Annotated in this window: 17 protein-coding genes; 5 read left to right on the top strand and 12 right to left on the bottom strand. The window is 58.5% G+C overall.

Annotation, left to right across the window (positions count from 1 at the left end; all coding sequences use genetic code 11):
- Positions 1 to 802: 802 nt before the first annotated feature.
- The 3 genes from Q9S52_RS02120 to Q9S52_RS02110 form a co-directional block, all read right to left on the bottom strand.
- Entirely contained in the window at positions 803 to 2,413 is a 1,611-nt protein-coding gene (locus tag Q9S52_RS02120) for a fumarate hydratase (protein ID WP_304708020.1), read from the bottom strand.
- 104 nt (positions 2,414 to 2,517) lie between these two features.
- Positions 2,518 to 3,873, bottom strand: a complete 1,356-nt coding sequence (locus tag Q9S52_RS02115) for a mechanosensitive ion channel family protein (protein WP_304708050.1) — start codon at positions 3,871 to 3,873, stop codon at positions 2,518 to 2,520.
- A 229-nt stretch (positions 3,874 to 4,102) separates the two neighbouring features.
- The gene (locus Q9S52_RS02110) at positions 4,103 to 4,309 is read right to left on the bottom strand and encodes a hypothetical protein (protein ID WP_294591922.1); all 207 of its coding nucleotides are present in this window, start codon (positions 4,307 to 4,309) and stop codon (positions 4,103 to 4,105) included.
- A gap of 242 nt (positions 4,310 to 4,551) precedes the next feature.
- Between Q9S52_RS02110 and miaB the strand changes: the two genes are divergently transcribed.
- Positions 4,552 to 5,901, top strand: a complete 1,350-nt coding sequence (miaB, locus tag Q9S52_RS02105) for a tRNA (N6-isopentenyl adenosine(37)-C2)-methylthiotransferase MiaB (protein ID WP_304708019.1) — start codon at positions 4,552 to 4,554, stop codon at positions 5,899 to 5,901.
- A 28-nt stretch (positions 5,902 to 5,929) separates the two neighbouring features.
- Here the strand turns inward: miaB and holA are convergent, their stop codons facing one another.
- The 5 genes from holA to Q9S52_RS02080 all read right to left on the bottom strand — a co-directional run bounded on the left by holA (position 5,930) and on the right by Q9S52_RS02080 (position 10,024).
- Entirely contained in the window at positions 5,930 to 7,009 is a 1,080-nt protein-coding gene (gene holA, locus Q9S52_RS02100) for a DNA polymerase III subunit delta (protein WP_294591918.1), read from the bottom strand.
- 113 nt (positions 7,010 to 7,122) lie between these two features.
- Positions 7,123 to 7,476 carry a preprotein translocase subunit SecG gene (secG, locus tag Q9S52_RS02095; RefSeq protein WP_294591916.1) on the bottom strand — a complete coding sequence of 118 codons (354 nt, stop codon included), beginning with the start codon at positions 7,474 to 7,476 and terminating at the stop codon, positions 7,123 to 7,125.
- Positions 7,477 to 7,549: 73 nt separating this feature from the next.
- Positions 7,550 to 8,197 carry a hypothetical protein gene (locus Q9S52_RS02090; RefSeq protein ID WP_294591914.1) on the bottom strand — a complete coding sequence of 216 codons (648 nt, stop codon included), beginning with the start codon at positions 8,195 to 8,197 and terminating at the stop codon, positions 7,550 to 7,552.
- Between the two features lie 29 nt (positions 8,198 to 8,226).
- The gene (locus Q9S52_RS02085; protein ID WP_294591912.1) at positions 8,227 to 8,751 is read right to left on the bottom strand and encodes an LptE family protein; all 525 of its coding nucleotides are present in this window, start codon (positions 8,749 to 8,751) and stop codon (positions 8,227 to 8,229) included.
- Positions 8,752 to 8,761: 10 nt separating this feature from the next.
- Positions 8,762 to 10,024 carry a sigma-54-dependent Fis family transcriptional regulator gene (locus Q9S52_RS02080; RefSeq protein WP_297626738.1) on the bottom strand — a complete coding sequence of 421 codons (1,263 nt, stop codon included), beginning with the start codon at positions 10,022 to 10,024 and terminating at the stop codon, positions 8,762 to 8,764.
- Between the two features lie 567 nt (positions 10,025 to 10,591).
- Between Q9S52_RS02080 and Q9S52_RS02075 the strand changes: the two genes are divergently transcribed.
- Positions 10,592 to 11,176, top strand: coding sequence for an HdeD family acid-resistance protein (locus Q9S52_RS02075; RefSeq protein WP_294591908.1), 585 nt, complete (start codon positions 10,592 to 10,594; stop codon positions 11,174 to 11,176).
- Positions 11,177 to 11,250: 74 nt separating this feature from the next.
- Here Q9S52_RS02075 and galK read toward each other — a convergent pair whose 3' ends face one another.
- From galK to Q9S52_RS02055, 4 genes are all read right to left on the bottom strand, one after another.
- Complete coding sequence (gene galK, locus Q9S52_RS02070) at positions 11,251 to 12,408, bottom strand: galactokinase (protein WP_304708018.1); 1,158 nt, start codon at positions 12,406 to 12,408, stop codon at positions 11,251 to 11,253.
- 22 nt (positions 12,409 to 12,430) lie between these two features.
- A complete protein-coding gene (locus tag Q9S52_RS02065; RefSeq protein WP_304708017.1) occupies positions 12,431 to 13,702 on the bottom strand; it encodes an MFS transporter in 1,272 nt (423 codons plus the stop codon).
- Positions 13,703 to 13,735: 33 nt separating this feature from the next.
- Positions 13,736 to 14,824: an aldose epimerase family protein gene (locus tag Q9S52_RS02060; RefSeq protein WP_304708016.1), complete on the bottom strand. Its 1,089-nt coding sequence runs from the start codon at positions 14,822 to 14,824 to the stop codon at positions 13,736 to 13,738.
- A 396-nt stretch (positions 14,825 to 15,220) separates the two neighbouring features.
- Positions 15,221 to 16,141, bottom strand: a complete 921-nt coding sequence (locus Q9S52_RS02055) for a nucleotidyltransferase (RefSeq protein ID WP_304708015.1) — start codon at positions 16,139 to 16,141, stop codon at positions 15,221 to 15,223.
- Between the two features lie 213 nt (positions 16,142 to 16,354).
- Between Q9S52_RS02055 and Q9S52_RS02050 the strand changes: the two genes are divergently transcribed.
- From Q9S52_RS02050 to rseP, 3 genes are read left to right on the top strand one after another with little or no spacing between them, the layout of a single operon-like run.
- The gene (locus Q9S52_RS02050; protein ID WP_294591898.1) at positions 16,355 to 17,206 is read left to right on the top strand and encodes a murein hydrolase activator EnvC; all 852 of its coding nucleotides are present in this window, start codon (positions 16,355 to 16,357) and stop codon (positions 17,204 to 17,206) included.
- Positions 17,207 to 18,445, top strand: a complete 1,239-nt coding sequence (dxr, locus tag Q9S52_RS02045; RefSeq protein WP_304708014.1) for a 1-deoxy-D-xylulose-5-phosphate reductoisomerase — start codon at positions 17,207 to 17,209, stop codon at positions 18,443 to 18,445.
- 24 nt (positions 18,446 to 18,469) lie between these two features.
- The gene (rseP, locus tag Q9S52_RS02040; RefSeq protein WP_300727812.1) at positions 18,470 to 19,795 is read left to right on the top strand and encodes an RIP metalloprotease RseP; all 1,326 of its coding nucleotides are present in this window, start codon (positions 18,470 to 18,472) and stop codon (positions 19,793 to 19,795) included.
- The last annotated feature ends 398 nt before the right edge of the window (positions 19,796 to 20,193 follow it).

Here is a 20,193-nt window from a genome sequence, read left to right as displayed (position 1 = left end):
TTTTTCGGCCGCAGCCAGCGGAGAGCGAAGACGGAGCGACAGCGGAGTATTTCGGCCCTCCGCATCCGGGGGCTGCGGGCCGACCGTTGACACGGGGACTTAGCTATTCGCTCTCGGCTCAAAGCTTGGCCAAGAGTACAGCCCAACTCACCGCCCAAATCCAAGCCTCATGCTCGGCCCAGCGCAGCGGGAAAACCAAGTACGGTTTTCCCGCCTGAAGAACAAGCACAGCCCAAAGCTTGCCCCAGTTCTCCGCCCCGTGTCAGCCTCACTGCGGCTCCGCTACCGCTCCGCCACATTGCCGCGGGCGACGGAGTTTTCGTGGGTGAGCAAGTTTTTTCGCGCGCCTGCGCGATTCATTCTATTTCGGCTCACCGCCGAAATAGCTGAATCGCTTCTTTAGGCGGCGGCGCGCGGCTTTGGCTACAAGAGGGTACTGGCCTCGGGCCGCGCGGGCCCCACGTCCCGTGGACGGGAAATGCTACGCATTTCCACTGGCCGCCTCTACCCCGTTCTTTGTTCGCGCGCCCTGGGAAATCTAGTCAAAACTCGCTTGCGTGTTTTGACGATTTTCCTATTTAAGCGTCGACGTGCGTCTATCCTACGGGAGGAGACTGCCCTCAGGCCCCACTTAGTAAAGCAGAGATAACCCTAACAAAACACCCTATGGGTGCGTGGACGGGAAATGCTCGCGCATTTCCACTATCAGTCGCAGCCCAATCCTTGATTTGGGTACAAAAAGCCTTCCCCTGCTGACACAGAAGAAAGCTCGAAAATGATAAAAGGAGAGAATAATTCCGAATCAGTGTGCGAACTCTGCGAAGAAGTCGTTCCCCTTGTCGTCCACGATGATGAATGCCGGGAAATCTTCGACATAAATCTTCCGCACCGCTTCCATCCCCAACTCCGGGAAGTCCACCACCTCGACCGACTTGATGCTGTTCTTCGCCAGCACCGCCGCCGGGCCTCCGATCGAACCTAAGTAGAAACCGCCATGCTTCTTGCAGGCATCGGTCACCGCCTTGCTGCGATTTCCCTTGGCCACCATCACCATCGAACCGCCGTGATCCTGGAACAGATCCACGTAGGGGTCCATCCGTCCCGCCGTCGTCGGCCCGAACGAGCCCGAAGCCATGCCGTTCGGAGTCTTGGCCGGCCCTGCGTAGTAAATCGGATGGTTCTTGAAGTACTCCGGCATCGGTTTGCCCTCGTCCAGCATCTGTTTGATCCGGGCGTGCGCAATGTCCCGCGCCACGATCAGCGTCCCCTTGATATTCAGGCGCGTCTTGATCGGATATTTGGTCAACTCCGCCCGCACGGCGTCCATCCCCTTGTCGAGGTCGATCTCCACCGCCGGCGTCAACCCCGGAGCCTCCGTCGGCAGGAAACGGGCCGGATTCTTTTCCAGCTGTTCGAGGAAAATCCCCTCCTCGGTAATCTTCGCCTTGATGTTGCGGTCGGCCGAGCAGCTCACCCCGATCCCCACCGGACAGCTCGCCGCATGCCGCGGCAGCCGGATCACCCGCACGTCGTGCACCAGATACTTGCCGCCGAACTGTGCCCCCACGCCAGACTCCTGGCAGATTTTCTTGATTTTCTCTTCCCATTCGAGGTCGCGGAACGCACGCCCCCCCTCGTTCCCCGTGGTGGGCAGGTGGTCGTAGTAGTGCGCCGAAGCCTTCTTCACCGTAGCGAGGTTGGCCTCCGCTGACGTCCCCCCGATCACCACCGCCAGGTGGTACGGCGGGCAGGCCGATGTCCCGAGATCCTTGATTTTGTCCTTGATGAATTGCGTCAGCGACGCTTCGTTCAGCAGCGCCTTGGTCTGCTGGTAGAGGAAGGTTTTATTCGCAGAACCCCCGCCCTTGGTCAGGAAGAGGAACTTGTAGGCCATCCCCTGTTCGGCATAGAGGTCGATCTGGGCCGGCAGGTTGGTCGCGCTGTTTTTCTCTTCGGTCATCGTGAAAGGCACGACCTGCGAGTAGCGCAGGTTGCAGTCCCGATAGGTCTCGTAAACCCCTTTCGAGAGCCACTCCGCGTCGTTCGCACCCGTATAGACATCCTCGCCTTTCTTCCCGATCACGATCGCCGTTCCCGTGTCCTGACAGGTCGGCAGTTCGCCGGCCGCCGCCACCGTCTGGTTCAGCAGCATGGTGTAGGCCACGAACTTGTCGTTGTCGCTCGCCTCGGGATCCTTCAGGATGTCGGCCAGCTGTTGCAGGTGCGAAGCGCGCAGGAAAAACGAAACGTCGCGGAACGCCTCCCGCGCCAGCAGGTTCAGCCCTTCCGGTTCGACGCGGAGGATCCGGCGCCCGCCGCAGGTTTCGACACGGACATACTCTTTGGTCAGGAGACGGTATTCGGTGGTGTCTTCCGACATCGGAAACGGTTCCTGATAGTTGAATTCTGACATGGTGATCGAGTTATAAGTTGGTAAGCACTGAGGACAAAGTTACTGTTTTTTCCGTAACAGTGCATCGGGTGCCTGTCCCTTTTCTAACTCGTTTTCGAACCCGGCTACCGGTCGTCGCGCCCGATTTCGTCGACGTCGAGTCCCGACGGCCGCTGGAACATCCGCAGGCCGAACAACGGCAGGCAGGCCATCACGTACTCCATCGTCGAACGCCGCACGGTGTCGTAGGCATACTCGCTCTCGGTGTTGCGGGTAAAGGCGTAGACCTCGAAGACGAGCCCCGTCTCGGTCACTTCGGTCAGGTAGCGGGCGAAGGTCAGCAGCCGAGGGTTCAGCTGCGGATGGCGGAAGAGCCAGACCTCCATGTGGGCCCGGAATAGGGCCAGGTTGGTCAGGTAGTGCGGACTGCTCGAACGGGCCAGCTCGATGGCGGCCTGAGATTCGGACTGGGTGAGCGGGTCGGCGGCGATCCGTTGCAGCAGGGCGTCGTCGGCCCGGGCGATCGAGGTGACGTCCAGACGGAACCGGCAGGTGAACCGCCGGCCGGTGCTCTGCTCCATGCACCGCCAGTTGATGAAGGATTCCGAAACCATCGAATAGATCGGAATCGTCGTGACGGTGTTGTCCCAGTTCTGGACTTTCACCGAGTTGAGGTTGATGTCGAGCACGACGCCGTTGGCCTGTTTGCCGGGCACCTCGATCCAGTCGCCCGGGCGGAGCATGTCCTGTGCCGCCAGCTGGATCGAGGCGACGAAGTCGAGCAGCGTATCCCGGAAGATCAGCGAAAGGACGGCCGCGGCGGCTCCCAGTCCGACGAAGAGTCGGGCGGGGCTCTCCTGCAACAGGGCGGCGACGATCAGGATGGCGACGATGAAGGCGACGAGGATTTTGCCCACCTGAACATACCCTTTGATCGAGCGCAGCTGTGCTTCGGGCCGCCGCTGGTAGAGGTCGTTGAGGGCGTCGAGTAGTGAAAAGCAGACGAGCATCACGGTGAAAAAAACGGCGCAACGGGTGGCGATCCGTACCGTTTCGTTCAGCCCGGGGGTGAAGCCGCTGAAAAAGGTGTTGATGCTGAACAGGATGACTCCGAGCGGTATCAGGTAGAGCGCGCGGCGGTAGAATTTGCGTTGGAAGAGGATGCCGACGAGGGCGCGGCGGGAGTGTTTGGCCCACCGCCGGATAAAGGTGAGTCCAAGGCGGAGCAGCACCCGGTCGATGAACCAGACGGTGAGGGCCAGGCCTGCGCAAACGACCACGAAGGCGAGCGCGTCGCACCACCAGGGCGAGAGTCCCAGGCCGGCGAGCCATTGGCTGAAGTCCTGCACGACCCAGAATTTCGCGGTCGGAGCGTGCTGTGTCGCTTCGGCCAGCCGGGCCGACCACGCCGTGGTGTCTGCGGCGACCGTGTCGGCTCTGAGCAGCGGCCCGATGAAGGGTATGTCGGTCAAGAGGTGCATTTCGATCAAACTGGAGATGGCGTTTTCGCAGCCTCCGAAAGAGGCGGCCGTTTATGGAACGAATGTCGTGCAAAAGATGTGCCCCAACGGTTTTCCGGTTACAAAATCGATCTTTCCGCTGCAAAAAAAGAGGAGCGTCTCTCCGGTTTTCACCGAAGAGACGCTCTTTATGGAGGACTCGGCCGCAACGAGGCGGCAGGTCCCGGACTCGACGATGCGAGTCTCCGAATTATTTAGCCGCAGCGGTCGAGTCGCAAACTGCGGTCGAATCGCAGCAAGCTGCGCTGTCCACAGCTACTGAATCTACGACGATCGTTTCGCTCATTTCAACGACAGCGGTGGTGTCGGTGTTGTTCGAGTTGGCAGCACCGTTGCCGCAAGCTACGAAACCGGCAGCCAAAGCGGCTACGCAAGCGAATTGGAAAAATTTTTTCATGACAAGTATGTGTGTTAGTGATGTTAAAACCGGTGCAAAGGTATACCTTTTTCTGAAAAATGATACTGCGAAACGAAATTTTTTGTAAAATATAAAGCGGTTGATTCTCAAGGAGTGAGCCTGCGAGACGATGGAATGTCTGTTGCGGCGGGGGTTACGACGCTTCGGCGGGGGAGCGAAATGGGGGTGCGGGCCTGCGAACAAAAGCGTATCTTTGTCGGGTCGAACCGAAAATGCAGGTTATGAGCGCTCCGAAATATCGTCTCGCCGGGGAGCCGGGCGAGGGAAAATTTTATATCGAAACGTATGGCTGCCAGATGAACCAGAGCGACAGCGAGGTGGTGGTGGCCGTGATGCAGGAGGCGGGTTTCGTCTACACCGATTCGCTGGACGAGGCGGATGTGGTGCTGGTCAACACGTGTGCGATCCGCGACAATGCGGAACAGCGCATCTGGGGCCGGCTGGCCGAGTTCCGCGGGGTGAAACGCCGCCGGCCGTGGATGTTGGTGGGCATTATCGGCTGCATGGCTGAACGGCTCAAGGATCGGCTCATCGAGCAGGAGAAGGCGGTGGACATCGTGGTGGGGCCGGACGGCTATCGTTCGCTGCCGGGGCTGGTGCGGCAGGCGGCGGGGGGGACGAAGGCGGTGAATGTGCTGCTCTCGCGCGAGGAGACCTATGCCGAGATCAGCCCGGTGCGGCTGGATAAGAACGGGGTGACGGCTTTTGTCAGCATTATGCGGGGGTGTAATAATATGTGTTCGTACTGTGTGGTGCCGTACACGCGGGGGGTGGAGCGGAGCCGCGATGCGGAGACGATTCTGGCGGAGGTGCGCGATCTGTTCGGGCGGGGATATCGCGAGGTGACGCTCCTGGGGCAGAACGTCAATTCGTATAATTATAACGATGTGAATTTCGCGGGGTTGCTGGCGCGGGTGGCCGAGGTGTCGCCGCTGCTGCGGGTACGGTTTTCGACGTCGCACCCGAAGGATTTCTCGGACGAGCTGATCGAAACGATGGCGCGGTATCCGAATGTCTGTCGGGCGATCCACCTGCCGGCCCAGTCGGGCTCGTCGCGGATGCTGGAGCTGATGAACCGCCGCTATACGCGAGAGTGGTATCTGGATCGGATCGCGGCGATTCGGCGTATGCTGCCGGAGTGCTCGATCTCGACCGACCTGATTGCGGGCTTCTGTACCGAAACGCAGGAGGATCACGAGGCGACGCTGTCGCTGATGCGCGAGGCGGGCTATGCTTTCGCCTATATGTTCAAATATTCGGAGCGGCCGAACACGAAGGCGCAGCGGACGATGCGGGACGATGTGCCGGAGGAGGTGAAGACGGCGCGCCTGACGGAGATCATCAACCTGCAGAACGAGTTGTCGCTGGCTTCGAACCGGGCGGAGGTGGGGCGGCATGTCGAGGTGTTGGTCGAGGGCCGTTCGAAGCGGTCGGCGGACGAGGTCTACGGGCGGACGTCGCAGAATAAGGTGGTGATTCTGCCGCGGATGAATTTCCTGCCGGGCGATTACGTGCGGGCGTTGATTACGGATTGTTCGTCGGCGACGCTGATCGGCGTGCCGCTCGGATAGGGCGTTCGTCGGTCGGGAACCGGCCGGCTCAGAGCATGGCGATGCGGAGAATCAGTTCACGGAGCAATTCGCCGTCGCCTGCCGAGCCGGCGTTCATCCCTTTCGATTTCATGTCGAACTCGCGCAACCAGCCCAGGATGGTAAATACTTTGGCATTGGGGTAGTTGGCGGCAGCGCCGATGTACTCTTTGGCGAAAAACGGGGCGGGCAGTTTCAGCAGCCTGGCGATCTCCATCTCCGACAAGCCGGTCATCGCCGGTCGCCCTTGTTTGCGGTTCTCCCACTGGGCGATCCCGAGGGTCACGATGCGTTGGAAGTGGTGGAACAGGGTGGCGAGCGTCGCGGGCAGCGGATTATCTTTCGGATTGGCTGCGAAGTGGTCGGCGATGGTCAGGGCTCGGGCCATGTTCCGTTCCGAGAGGGCTCGCGTCAGTTCGAAATTGTTGTAATCTTTGCTGATGCCGATATTCTGCTCGATGTGGGCGGCCGTAATCTCTTGCGTTCCGTCCGGCAGCCGGGTGAAGAGCTTTTCGACTTCGTTATCGATCTTTTGCAGTTCTGTCCCTAAGTGGTCTGCCAGCATTTGAATCGCTTTCGGCTCGATACGGCATCCTCTTGCGGCGAAGAGGTCGCGCATCCATCCCTCCATCTCATAGTCCCGCGGCGTGGAGGCCTCTAAAACTACGGCTCCGGGGCAGCCGGCGAGTTGTTTGTAGACCACCGACCGTTTGTCGAAACTCTTCCCTTTATAGCAAATCACCAGCACGGTACTGGCCAGCGGCTGTTGGGCATACACGCCCAGTGCGTCGAAATTGCGCATGGCCTGCGCTTCGCGCACGATCACGACCTGTCGCTGGCTCATCATCGGATAGCGGCGGCAAAGCGATACGACGGTCGGCCCGTCGGTCTCCTTGCCGTAGACGACCGTCTGGTTGAACTCGCGTTCGCTGTCGTTCAGCGCGTGGGCGGCGATGTAGGCCGAAATCTTGTCGGTATAGAATCCCTCCTCGCCGCTCAGCAGGTAGAGCGGCGCATACCGGCCTTGTTTTAGCTCGGCCAGAATCCGACCGGCCGCTTGTTGGGTGTCTCTGAAATTTTGTTTGGCCATATCTTCCCCCAAAGATAACGTTTTCGGGCGGTCGGATGAAAACAAAAATCCCTTTTCGTTCCGGTGAACGAAAAGGGATTCCGATAATGGAATATCGAAGAAGGAATAACAGTCTACTGTGCCGCCTCAGCCCCATCCGTGGTCGGCAGCGCTGCCGGCACCCCCGAAGAGAGGTCGAGGTTCTGGATCGGCGATGCCTGATTCTCGATCGCCTGCTGCAAGGCGTCGTTGCTCCGCGAGATATCCGCCCGCGGCATGGCCATCGTAGCCGCCAAGCTGAGCACGACGATCGCCACCGAAAGCCCCCAAGTCAGTTTTTCGAGGAAGTCGGCCGTTTGGCGTACCCCCATCACCTGGTTCGAAGCTCCGAAGTTGGCTGCCATCCCGCTCTTGGGATTCTGAGCCAGCACCGTCAGAATAATCAGGAAGCTGGCGATAATAATCAGGACAATGAAAAAAACGTACATGGTCGTGTATGTGAAATGCGTGTGAATGTATGGTCGTCGTTCGCGTTCCGGATATGCGCCCCGGCGTCCGGCGTCAAAAGTAGGCTCCGGTTCCGCCTCCGAAATCGCCGTTTTCCGCCCGGATTTCTGCAATCAGGTCTGCAAAGTAAGCGTTTTTTTCCGGATATTTCAAGCCTAATTTGTAATAAATTTCGATGGCTCGATCCGGAAGCCCCTGAGCCAGATAGATTTGGGCCAATATTTCGGTGGCGATTTCACCGTCTTCGGCCACCGAGGCGACTGAAATGTCTACCGGCTCTTCCACCGCACCCGGCACGGGAGGCTCTGCCACGATCCGCGAGCCCCAGCCCTCGGTACTCAGAAAATCGTCGATAATGGCGTCCGTCTCCGACTGCATCGGTTGGTGCACCGATTCGAATCCTGTTTCGAACGTGTCGTGGTGATGTGTATCTTCCCCCTGTACGGTCGCCGCTTCCCATGTCGCATTCGTCACCGGAGCCAGCAACAGGGTGGGATAAGGATGGATGAAGAGCCGCACGTCTGTCCGCCGCAAAGCCCGGTGGTAGCCGGCGGGATCGACTCCCCGCAGCGAGCGCAGCTGCATGTACCGCCCCAGGGTGAACCACGGATAGCTTTTCACGAGGTCGTCCAGACGCGCCGATACGCCCGGTTGTTCCAACAGGGTGTAGTCGTCGAGGTAGGCTCCGATCGGTTCGTCCATAGCGGTTTTTGGGGGTGGCAAAAATGTGATTACCAGTTGGATAAAGCTTCGTTGAAGATGTCGTCCACCAGTTTTTCGACGATCTGCGGAATCAGCGTCCCTTCGGCCTGTGTCAGCAGGATATTGGTGTTGTAGTCTTCGTAGTTGCTGAAGGTCTTTTCGAAGCTGTACTGCGGCTCTTTTTTGTTGACGAATTTGACGCGGACGGTAATCGTGAGCCGGTTCTGCGTGGCGTATTCGTTCCCGGAGATCGAAACGGGGTCGGAGCTGTAGCCGATGATTTCGCCCGAGAAGGCGAGGTCGCCGTCTTCGCGCACTACTTGCAGCCGGGTCTGGCTGGCCAGTTTGCTGGTGAGTTCGTCGGTCAGGGTCGGGCTCAGAATCGGTGCGACCATGGCGGCCATGTTGGTGAAATAGGCGACCGATACGGTTTTGCTCAAATTATAGTTGACCGATGCGCCCGAGAAGGAGTATTTCACGGAGCATCCGCCTGCGGTGAGCAGTACCGCTACGCAGGTGGCGAGTGTATATGTCAACGTCCGTAAACGTCTCATGTTCGTGTGGTTATTCATTCGCAATGTCTTTGTCCTGTATCCCGAGCTCTTTGATCTTCCGATACAGGGTGCGTTCGGAGATGAAGAGTTCCCGGGCGGCTTCTTTGCGTTTTCCGCGGTGTTTCCGCAGGGCGCGGATCAGCATCTCGCGTTGGGCCTCTTCTTTGGTCTGCGGCGCGCTGTCGACTGTTGCGGTTGACGTGTCGGTCACTTCCTCTGCTGCGGTTTCAATATAGGGGTTCTCCGACGTAGCCGGGGTGTAGAGTGTCGGCGTTGCCGTGTATTTGACGGGCAGTGCCGTCCCATAGCCGGATGTCGTACCGCTGCCGTGTTGTGCCGCTGCGAGCTCGGCTACCATCCCTTTGAGTTCCGACACTTCGCCCCGCAGGTCGAACAGCAGTTTGTACAGGATATCCCGCTCTGTGGTGTTTGCGAATTCGCTTCCGCTGCCGTGTCCGGTCGGCCCCACGGGTATCAGACTCCCGGGTGTCGAGTAGTCGGGCAGGTAACGCAGCAGGGTCTCGGGCCCGATTTCGCGCCGTTCTTCGATGGCGGATATCTGTTCGGCGACGTTCTTGAGTTGTCGCACGTTCCCGGGCCAGCGGTATTCCTCCAGCATCTCTCGGGCCCGGGTGTCCAGCGTGACGGGCGGAATGTGGTATTGGGTCGCGATGTCGGAGGCGAATTTCCTGAACAGCAGGTGGATGTCTCCTTTCCGATCTCGCAACGGAGGTACGGCGATGGGCACGGTATTGAGCCGGTAGTAGAGGTCTTCGCGGAACCGTCCCGCTTCGACGGCGAGCCGTAGGTTGACGTTCGTGGCGGCGACGACTCGCACGTTGGTCTTCTGGGCTTTGGACGATCCGACGCGGATGAATTCGCCGCTCTGCAAGACGCGCAACAGCCGTACCTGAGTGGTCAACGGCAGTTCGCCGACTTCGTCCAGAAAAATGGTTCCGCCGTCTGCCACTTCGAAATATCCTTTCCGGCTGTCGGTGGCGCCGGTGAAGGAGCCTTTCTCGTGTCCGAAGAGTTCGCTGTCGATCGTCCCTTCGGGAATGGCGCCGCAGTTGACGGCGATATAATTGCCGTGTTTCCGCGCGCTGTAGGCGTGGATGATCTGTGGAAAAAACTCTTTCCCCACGCCGCTCTCGCCGCTGATGAGCACGGTCAGGTCGGTGGGAGCCACGCGAAGGGCGACTTCCAAGGCCCGGTTCAGGGCGGCGGTGTTCCCGATAATCCCGAATCGCTGTTTTACGCTCTGAAGTTCCATAGTCGGTCACACAAAGATACGGCTTATTTTCATTTCGACGATGATGACTGCTGCCGATTGGCACAATTCTTGAACGCTTTTTTGATACCTTTATTATCGCTTAGGAGGGTACTGTTCTTTTTAACTTCGCTCCGCTCGTTTTCCTCCTCGCCGCTCGGCAATTGGCAAACTACGTTTGCATTGCCCTCGCTGGCAGCGTCGGTTGTGAACAAAAAGAACCAAAAAAACTTCAGAGCGCATCCCTGCGGGATGCTCTGGCCGTGTCTGCCCGATTGGTTGGGCTGGATTTTCGGCGGGCGCGCTAATAATGGGCGAGAACCCCACGCGCGCCTCGCCTGAAAATCACAGCCCAACGAAACAAGGCGGAGAGAACACGTGGTCGGCCCAACGGGACGACCTCTGCAAAAGTCTTTTGGGTACCTTTTCTTCAGAACCGAGTAGCGTACCGAGAGCAGAGACCGCTTGCGAGATTTGCCGAGGTAGCACGAGGAAGACGAAGTCAAAAGGTACGGTTCTATCCGGGGCAAAAAAAACGTACAAAAATTGTTCATTAAAAATTATACTGTTATGCAAACACTTTTCATGGATCGCCTGCAACGTTCGCGCGTGGCAGTGAAAAACTGGTGGCTGCTGCTCCTGCTCGGGATTGCGGTGTTCGTCATCGGAATCATTATTTTCACCTATCCCGGTGTGAGCTATTTGGCGATGTCGGTTACTTTCGCCGTACTGATTCTGGTGGCGGGGGCGATCAACATCGCGTTGGCCGCTTCGAACACCAATCCGGCGATCGGACGCGGATGGCTGTGGGCCGGAGGGATTGTCGAACTCTTGATCGGGATCGTGCTGGTGTGCTATCCGGCTATCTCGGCGGCCACGTTGCCGCTGTTCCTCGGCTTTTGGCTGATGTTCCGGAGTTTCGGGCTGATCGGCTCGGGGAGCGACCTGATGTCGATGCGGGTGCCGGGCGGCGGATGGACGGTCTTCGTCGGGGTGTTGCTGCTGATCTGTTCGGTGGTGATTCTGGCTCAACCGCTCTTCTTCGGGATCGAAGCGGTCGTTATCTGGGTCGGCATCTCGTTCCTGATGGCGGGGATCTCGATGGGTGTCTTTGCGTTCCAACTCCGCAACCTGCACAAGCATTTCGACCGGTAGGATGCCGGTAAGCATTACGAAAGAGGGGTGTACCTGCTCGCAGGTACACCCCTCTTTTTCTTTAGCCGTCCGGATTATTCCGAAATCCGTCGTGCGCCGTCCGAAATCACTACCGGATAGACCTTGCAGTCGATTCCGTATTTTGTCTTGTATTTCGTCCGAACCGTGTCGATAAAGGCATCGTATTTCGGCGCCGGCACCACGTTGATCGTGCAGCCGCCGAAACCGCCGCCCATAATCCGCGATCCGGTCACTCCGCACTCCTTGGCCACTTCGTTGAGGAAGTCGAGCTCTTCGCACGAAACTTCGTACAGAACCGACATGCCGATATGCGTGCCGTACATCTTCCGCCCCACGGTCTCGTAATCTCCCGCTTCAAGAGCGGCGCAGGCGTCCAAAAGCCGTTTGACTTCGTCGATCGCATACTTCGCCCGGATGTAGTCTTCCTGAGAAATAATTCCGATCACTTCGTCGAGCCACTCCGGCTGCGCATCGCGCAGGAACTCGACCTCCGGATGCCGCTGCTGAATGGCTTTGACTGCGCGTTCGCAAGATTCCCTGCGTTTATTGTACGGCGATCCGACCAGCTCGTGCTTCACGCACGAGTCGATCAGCACCACTTTGTATCCATGCGCCTCGGGATCGAACGGCACGTATTGGAACTCGCCGGTCTTACAGTCGAGCCGCATTAGGTGTCCCGCTTTCCCGTGGATCGAGGCGAATTGGTCCATGATGCCGCACTTTACGCCCACATAATTGTGTTCGGTAGCCTGTCCGACCTTGGCCAGCTCCATCGGCGGGAAGCCGAGGTTCAGCATATCGTTCAGCGCGAAGGCATAGGTCGACTCCAGCGCCGCCGAAGAGGACATCCCCGCCCCCAGCGGCACGTCGCCCGAAAAAACGGTATCGAATCCTTTAATAGTCCCCCCGCGTTTGGTCAGCTCGCGGCAGACGCCGAAGATGTACTTGGCCCACTGTTCTTTCGGTGCGTCGGCTTCGCTCAACCCGAATTCGGAGCTTTCGTCCAGATCCAAAGCATAAGCCCGCACTTTGTCCGTCCCGTTGAAGATGATTTCGGCGACCATCCCTTTGTCTACCGCCCCCGGCAGCACGAAACCGCCGTTGTAGTCGGTGTGTTCTCCGATGAGGTTGACTCGACCGGGAGAGGTGTATAAGGCACCCGAGGTGCCGTATAACTCTTTGAATTTCTCGCGTACTTTGGTGATATCCATAGCTATAACTCTCGTATAAGGGTTATTCCGCGATCATGTCCTGTTTCCGAATCCGGCTCCCGAGCAAAGCGTAGTAGAGCAGGTAGGCTTCGCCGAGAATGACGATGATCCAGGTAGCCGCCCACGATCCGGTCGCGTCGGCAATCATCCCCTGCAACAGCGGCAGTACGCCGCCGCCCAGCACGCCGATCATCAATGCTCCCGACCCTGCCGAGGTGTATTTGCCCAGCCCTTTGACCGCGAGTGCGAAGGTCGACGGCCACATCACCGAGTGGAACAAGCCGACAGCCACCAACAGCCACAGGCAATCGGTCAGCATGGCGCCGATGACGAGCAGCCCTGCCGCAATGGAAGTTACGATCAACTGCATCCGTGCCGGTACTTTGCTCAAGGCCGACCCGATGAGCCGTCCCACGAGCATCCCGCCCCAGTAGAGGGAGCCCATCGTCGCTGCGAGGTCGATCCAGTTTGCTTCCGCTTTGGCGTTCATCACCAGATTGGCCCCTACGCAAACTTCCACGCCCACGTAGATAAAGATGGCTACAACCCCCAAGGTCAGGTGACGGAACGACCAGATGCTGCGTTCGAGTTTTTCACCGCCTTCGGCCGTGGTGTTGGCGATGTTGGGCAGTTTGAGCTTCGTAATCAGGAAAGCCACGCCGAGGATCACGGCAATAAAAGCTGCGAACGGGATGATCAATTTGTCGAGGGTGACGACCGTCGCGCCGCCGAAGATGATCCCGCCGACGAAGAACGGCGCCAGCGTAGTCCCGATCGAGTTGGAAGCGCCCCCGATGTTCTGCCGCTGTACGTCGCTGGTGCCTTTCACATTACAAGCGATCAAATACGGATTGATCACCACCTGCATAATCGTAACCCCAGCTCCCACAACATATGCGCCGATGAGGAAGAGGAAGTAGGCGTACGGAATCGAAGATTCGCCGAAAACGATCGACGTGCCGTTCGAATACTTCTGGAGCAGTACCGATGCTTCGAAAATCGCGCAGCCGGCAGCCACAACCATCAGTGCCCGCACCATGGTGTTCTTATACCCGTGCTTGTTGACGAGCCGGGCTCCGATCCCTCCGGTGAGGGGGTAGGAGAGGAACCAGGCGAAGGTGACCATCACGGCCAGGGTGTTCTGAATGCCGCCCACGTTGCTGAGCAGGGCGCTCTGCAACGGGCTCTGGAACTGCTGGTTCACGACGGTGAGGAAACCGACGATGAAGAACAGGAAGACCATCGTAATGAACGGCCCCGTGTAGTTGATTTGTGTTTGTTGATTGTTCGTCATAACGATTTGTTTGGGTTTATTTTTGAGTTTCAGTTATTTCGTTCCGAAGCGGTAGACGATGTGCTGTTCATAAGTTTCTCCGGATTTTAAGACTACGCTCGGGAAGTCTTCCCGATTAGGCGAGTCGGGAAAGGCCTGGCATTCCATGGCGACCCCGTCCCGGTCTGCATAAAAATGGCCTGCGGTTTTCGATTCCGGCGAACCCGCGAGCCAGTTCCCGGTGTAGATCTGTATCCCCGGTTGTGTCGTAGCCACTTCGACGAACCGTCCCGACTCCGGCGAATAGAGTTCCGCCACTGTTTTTTTTCCATCCGCCAAGCCGGGATCGATCACCCAGCAGTGGTCGTATCCTTTTCCCCAGATCAATTGCTGAAACAGCTCGTCGATCCGTTCCCCGATCGCATGAGGTGTCCGGAAATCCATCGGTGTTCCCTCGACCTGCGCCGGTGCCTGCCCTGCCGGCAGCGGAATGGCAGTGTCGTCCGTCGGCAGGTAGCGCGAGGCATGCAACGTAAGCTCATGGTTCAATACCGAACCGCTGTCGTGCCCGTCGAGGTTGAAATAGACGTGGTTGGTGAGGTTTACAATCGTAGCCTTCCCTTCAACCCTGGCGTAGTAGGTGATCTCCAGTCGGTTGTCGTCGTCCCAGTCATAACATGCTTCGACGTACAAATCCCCGGGGTACCCCTCTTCGCCGTCTGCGGAGTGGTAGCCGAACACAACCCGGTTCCCTTCGACCCGCCCTTCCCACAATCTGTTGGCAAATCCGGTCGGCCCGCCGTGCAGGTGGTTCGGCCCGTTGTTGACAGCCAATTTATAGGTCTTATCCTCCAGTGTAAATGTCCCTTTGGCGATCCGGTTGGCGTACCGTCCGACGCTCTTCCCCATGGCAGGCCCGTCGGCGACATAAGATTGCCATTTGTCATATCCCAATGCGACGTCGGCCATGTGTCCCTCCCGGTCGGGCACGGTGATCCCCACGATGGCGGCTCCGTAATTGGTGAGTCGAACGCTGGCCCCCTTGCTGTTGGTCATCGTATAGAGAATGACGGGCTCGCCTCCTGCTTCTCCTCCCGGAGCGGCGGGGGTGAAACCCCATACCTGTTGTGTAATTTCGTTCATTCTGTGTGTATAATGCTCGTCTTTATCTTGGAGGGTACTGTTCTTTTTAACTTCGCTGCGCTCGTTTTCCTCCTCGCCGCTCGGCAATTCGCAAACTTTGTTTGCATTGCTCTCGCTGGCAGCGTCGGTTGTGAACAAAAAGAACCAAAAAAACTTTAGACGGATGCTAACGCACCCTCCAGCTGCCGGCAGCCTAACTCTTGGACTCTTCTTTGGGCCGGGAGCGAACGGCGCGCTAATGCGAGCTAAACCCCAAGCGCGCCGTTGCCCCGACCCAAAAGCAATCGCAAAGACTGAGGAGTGCGGAGCCTAAGGCGTAGCGTAGCTATCATGAAAGTTCTTTGCGTCGCTTTCTTTCAAGAAAGCGACAGTTCCAGCCGGGGCAAAAGACTAAAATTATTTACCCCACAAATTCCGCGGATAGACCCCCGCCTCGATCAAATCGAGCACCCGCTGTACCGTCGCCGGCCGATCCTCCTTGTACGTCACCCCGAACCAGTCGCTCGTCGTGTGCAACACTTTCAACTTCGCCACCCGTTCCGACACCAGTTTGTTCACCAACAGCGGGATGAAGAACTCCGCTTTCAGATTCCCCGATTGCAGAGCGTCATCGAGGAATTTGCGGAAAAATTCCGTCGAATGCCGGAAATAGTCCGGCGTGAAGCCGAACAGGTTCATTGAAACCGGCGTATTTTCCGCCAGCGGATGCGTTCCGTCCGCTTCGATGTAGACGATCTGACCGTTCTGCCGTTCGATTTTCGTCCGTTCCACGATGGATTCCAGATACCCCTTCCCGTCGATCGTGCACACTCCGCGCGACACCGTCCCGTTTTCCGACAACGTTTTGCACACCTCGTATCCCACCATCGCGTATTCACCCTCCGAGCCCTCCGGCAGCGCCGCCAGATAGGCCCCCATCTGTGCGATCGCGTCCTGTCCGTAGAAGTCGTCGGCGTTGATCACCGCGAACGGCTCGGCGATCACCGTTCCGCCCATCATCAGGGCGTGGTTCGTCCCCCACGGCTTTTCGCGGCCCTCCGGTACGGCGTATCCCACCGGCAAACCTGAGTTCAGCTCCTGAAATACATATTCCACCTGAATCTTTCCTCCGAACCGTTCCGCGCTGAAAACCTCCTTGAACTCAGCACCGAAGCTGCTGCGGATGACGAAAACGACCTTCCCGAAGCCCGCCCGGATGGCGTCGTACACAGAGTAGTCGATGATCGCCTCCTTGTTCGGCCCGATGCCGTCCATCTGTTTGAGCGATCCATAGCGGGAGCCCATGCCGGCTGCAAGTACTAAAAATGTGGGTTTCATATCTTTTGACAAATTTGATCCTTTCGGGTTGTTGCTACAAATATACTATTTCCTCTTAATTATCCATACCGCCCGGTCGCAAATCGTTTTCGGATTTCGGCCGACCGGAGCTGCGGACGAGCGGCCAGCTCCGTAATGTACAAAACAAACGAAAAACCGGTCGCCCGGAATCGATGGAAAAAGCCTATCTTTGCACTACGCTTAAACTCGTCTATGAAACTCAAAGATATCGTCGGCTATCTGCGCGAGCGGAACAAACTTTCGCTGCGGAACGTCCGCACCGGACGCGAGATTTGGCACGTTTTCATCAGCCGCATCAGTCTGGTGCTCGCGGCGGTGGCGCTGCTGCTCGTCCTGTTTTTCGCCGTGCTGGCCACCGTGGCCTATACGCCGGTGCTCGACCTGATTCCGGGTTATCCCGGGAGCAAATCGCGCGAGGCGCTGATCGCCAACATCATGAAACTCGACTCCCTTTCCGCCGAGGTGGGGCGGTGGGAGAACTACCACGGGCGACTGGCCAAGATTCTGGACGGGCAGGTCTTGTCGCTCGATGCGGGCGACACGTTGCGGCGACAGGGGGTGAAGGGGACGGTTTCGGCGCGCATCGGGCTCGACTCGGTGTTGCGCGCAGAGATGACCGACGAGGGGTCGTCTTATCGCCTGCGCGAGAGCGGCGAGAATCGATCCCGGTCGGAGGTGACGTTCGAGATGCTGCCGCCGGTCAAGGGGGTGATTACCCGGTCGTTCTCGCCCAAGAACGGGATGTTCGGCGTGGAGATCGCTCCGGCGCCCAACCAGGTCGTGCTGGCGGTGTTGGATGGCGCGGTGATTCTCGATGCCTGGAATCCGGAGACGGGGAATATCGTCGTGGTGCAGCACGGGGGGAATATGGTCTCGGTCTATAAACAGGTCGCTAAGGCGATGAAATCCACCGGCGAGCATATCCGGGCGGGAGAGCCGGTGGCGGTGACCGACCGGCTGATCGACAACAAGATTCCGCACCTGACTTTCGAGTTGTGGTACAACGGAACGCCGGTGGATCCGGAAAACTATATCGCATTTTAAGTGGCAGCCGTGGAGGATAATAACAGGAAAGAGACGCGGCGTCAGCGGCTGGCGGTGCTCGGGTCGACCGGTTCGATCGGGACGCAGACGCTGGAGGTGGTGCGGGCCTGGCCGGAGCTCTTCGAGGTCGAGATGCTGGCTGCCCATCGGAATTGGGAACTGCTGGCCCGGCAGGCGGAGGAGTTCGAACCCGATGCCGTGGTGATTGCCGACGAACGGTATTATGAGCCGCTTTCGGCCACTTTGGCGCACTTGCCGATCAAGGTCTATGCGGGTTTCGATGCAGCGGCGGCTTCGGTGGTGTCGTCGGGGGTGGATACGGTGGTCTCGGCGATGGTGGGATTTGCGGGGCTGGCGCCGACGCTGGCGGCGATTCGGGCGGGGAAGAAGATTGCGCTGGCCAATAAGGAGACTCTGGTGGTGGCGGGCGGATTGGTGATGGAGGAGGCGAGGCGGTGCAACGCGCCGATTATTCCGGTGGATTCGGAACACTCGGCCATTTTCCAATGTCTGGTGGGTGAGGCGGCACAGTCAGTGAAGCGGCTGGTGCTGACTGCGTCGGGCGGGGCATTTCGGGATACTCCGTTGTCGGAATTGTCCCGGATGACGGCGGCGGATGCCCTGAAGCATCCGTGCTGGGAGATGGGGCGGAAAATTACGGTGGATTGTGCCACGATGATGAACAAGGGGTTCGAGGTGATCGAGGCGCGGTGGCTGTTCGACCTGCCGGCGGAGAGGATCGACGTGGTGGTCCATCCGCAGTCGGTGGTGCATTCGTTCGTCGAGTTCGACGACGGGGCTTTCAAGGCGCAGCTGGGGGTGCCGGATATGCGGCTGCCGATCCAGTATGCGTTGACTTTTCCGTATCGGTTGTCTGTGGAAGGGGCGGCGGCTTTCGAACCGGCGTTGTGCGGCGGGCTGACTTTCGATGCGCCGGACGGGGAGAAATATCCGGCTTTGGGGTTGGCTTACGAGGTGTTGGAGGGACGGTACGGCGAGGGGGGAGGGTGTGTGATGAATGCGGCCAACGAGGTGGCGGTGGCGGAGTTTCTGGAGGGAAGGATCCGGTTTACGGATATATATAAGGTGGTTCGGCGGACGCTGGAGGCGTCGGTTTCGGGCGGGGGCTTATGTCAGGAGGGGACTGTGCGGATGTTGGAAAGTTACGAGGCGTGCGATGCCCGGACGAGGGATTATGTCCGGCGGGAGTTGCTGCCGGAATTTGTCATAAAAGGATAATCGAAAAAATAAGGTTCTATACGCATGGAGGTTTTCATCAAGGTATGTCAGGTGATCGTCTGCTTTTCGCTGTTGGTGTTGGTGCACGAGTTCGGTCACTTTCTTTTCGCCAAGATTTTTCACGCGCGGGTCGATAAATTCTACCTCTTTTTCAATCCGTGGTTCTCGATTTTCAAGTTCCGCATCGGCGAGACGGAGTACGGGATGGGATGGGTGCCGTTTGGGGGCTATTGCAAAATTGCGGGGATGGTGGACGAGTCGATGGACACCGACCAGCTCAAAAGCGAACCTCAACCGTGGGAATATCGGTCGAAACCGGCGTGGCAGCGGCTGCTGATTATCGTGGGCGGGGTACTGATGAATATCGTGCTGGCGATCGGGATCTATATCGGGATTACGTATGCCTGGGGGGATTCTTATATCAAGACGAAAGATGTGACCGACGGTTTCGCCTTCAGCGAGGTGGCCCAGGAGGTGGGGTTTCGCAACGGAGACAAGATTCTTTCGGTGGGGGGAGAATATGTGGACAACTACATGCAGGTGCCGGCGATGATTCTGCTGGACGAGGCGCGCGAGGTGACTGTCGAACGCGATGGCGAGCCGGTGCAGGTGGTGATCGATCCGAAGCACATCAAGGCGATGCTCAAGGACAAGGAGTTCATTATGTTGCGGTCGCCGTTCGTGGTGGGGCGCGTAGCGACGGGCAGCGGGGCTGAGGCGGCGGGTCTGGCGGCGGGAGACTCGCTGGTGGCGGTCGACGGGGTGCCGATGCGGTGGTTCGACCAGTTCCGTGACACGTTTATGCAGCACAAGGGGGATACGCTCCAGGTGGCGTTCTTGCGTGGCGGCGAACGGATGACGGCGGCGGTGCCGGTCAGCGATGCGGGACGGATCGGTGTGGGGCTGGGGGCGGTTTCGGTGACGGATGTCTATACGGTGAGCACGCGGCGGTATTCGTTCTGGGAGTCGATACCGGTCGGGACGGGACGGGCGTTCACTTCGATCGGAAGCTATCTCAAACAGTTGAAACTCATCGCGTCGCCGGATACGGAGGCATATAAGTCGGTAGGGGGGATTATCGCGATGGGGAATATCTTTCCGGGCTATTGGGACTGGGCGTCGTTCTGGCAGATTACGGCTCTGATCTCGATTATGCTGGCGGTGTTGAACATTCTGCCGATTCCGATGCTGGACGGGGGGCATATGGTTTTCATCCTGTACGAGATGATTACGGGCCGTGCGCCGAGCGATAAGTTTATGGAGCGGGCGCAGGTGGTGGGGATGATCATCGTCTTCGGCATCATTATTCTGGCCAATGGTAATGATATTCTCAAACTGATATTTAAGTAGTCGCTTTTTGAGGGGACGGGTTCGTCTTTAATGATTAGGGGGCAAGGCGGCCTCTTAATCCGCGCGCGGACAAAGAACGGGGCGAGGAATTGGGCCGAGGCTGCCAGTGGAAATGCGCAGCATTTCCCGTCCACGGGACGTGGGGCCCGCGCGGCCCGAGCGCAGTACCCTCCCGTAGGACGACGCGTGCCCCGCCTGAAGAAGCGATTCAGCTATTTCCGGCGGTGAGCCGAATATAGATGAATCGCGCAAGGCGCGCGGACAAAGAATAGGCGTGCGAAAACGCGGCGGAGCGCAAGCGGAGCCGCAGTGAGGCTGACACGGGGCGGAGAACTGGGGCGAGCTGTGGGCTGTGCTCTTGTCTGTGCTTTGGGCTGAGAGCGAATAGCTAAGTCCCC

Source organism: uncultured Rikenella sp., from assembly GCF_948810725.1.
Taxonomy (GTDB): Bacteria; Bacteroidota; Bacteroidia; order Bacteroidales; family Rikenellaceae; genus Rikenella.
This window is presented reverse-complemented; position numbering and strand designations above follow the sequence as displayed.

What these genes read in the sequence shown, in the direction of transcription:
- miaB (WP_304708019.1), top strand. Translation starts at nt 4,552, where the DNA reads ATGAGCGCTCCGAAATATCGTCTCGCCGGGGAGCCGGGCGAGGGAAAA.
- Q9S52_RS02120 (WP_304708020.1), bottom strand. Translation starts at nt 2,413, where the DNA reads ATGTCAGAATTCAACTATCAGGAACCGTTTCCGATGTCGGAAGACACC.
- Q9S52_RS02090 (WP_294591914.1), bottom strand. Translation starts at nt 8,197, where the DNA reads ATGGACGAACCGATCGGAGCCTACCTCGACGACTACACCCTGTTGGAA.
- holA (WP_294591918.1), bottom strand. Translation starts at nt 7,009, where the DNA reads ATGGCCAAACAAAATTTCAGAGACACCCAACAAGCGGCCGGTCGGATT.
- rseP (WP_300727812.1), top strand. Translation starts at nt 18,470, where the DNA reads ATGGAGGTTTTCATCAAGGTATGTCAGGTGATCGTCTGCTTTTCGCTG.
- Q9S52_RS02065 (WP_304708017.1), bottom strand. Translation starts at nt 13,702, where the DNA reads ATGACGAACAATCAACAAACACAAATCAACTACACGGGGCCGTTCATT.
- secG (WP_294591916.1), bottom strand. Translation starts at nt 7,476, where the DNA reads ATGTACGTTTTTTTCATTGTCCTGATTATTATCGCCAGCTTCCTGATT.
- Q9S52_RS02085 (WP_294591912.1), bottom strand. Translation starts at nt 8,751, where the DNA reads ATGAGACGTTTACGGACGTTGACATATACACTCGCCACCTGCGTAGCG.
- Q9S52_RS02075 (WP_294591908.1), top strand. Translation starts at nt 10,592, where the DNA reads ATGCAAACACTTTTCATGGATCGCCTGCAACGTTCGCGCGTGGCAGTG.
- galK (WP_304708018.1), bottom strand. Translation starts at nt 12,408, where the DNA reads ATGGATATCACCAAAGTACGCGAGAAATTCAAAGAGTTATACGGCACC.
- Q9S52_RS02080 (WP_297626738.1), bottom strand. Translation starts at nt 10,024, where the DNA reads ATGGAACTTCAGAGCGTAAAACAGCGATTCGGGATTATCGGGAACACC.
- Q9S52_RS02060 (WP_304708016.1), bottom strand. Translation starts at nt 14,824, where the DNA reads ATGAACGAAATTACACAACAGGTATGGGGTTTCACCCCCGCCGCTCCG.
- Q9S52_RS02050 (WP_294591898.1), top strand. Translation starts at nt 16,355, where the DNA reads ATGAAACTCAAAGATATCGTCGGCTATCTGCGCGAGCGGAACAAACTT.
- Q9S52_RS02110 (WP_294591922.1), bottom strand. Translation starts at nt 4,309, where the DNA reads ATGAAAAAATTTTTCCAATTCGCTTGCGTAGCCGCTTTGGCTGCCGGT.
- Q9S52_RS02055 (WP_304708015.1), bottom strand. Translation starts at nt 16,141, where the DNA reads ATGAAACCCACATTTTTAGTACTTGCAGCCGGCATGGGCTCCCGCTAT.
- Q9S52_RS02115 (WP_304708050.1), bottom strand. Translation starts at nt 3,873, where the DNA reads ATGCACCTCTTGACCGACATACCCTTCATCGGGCCGCTGCTCAGAGCC.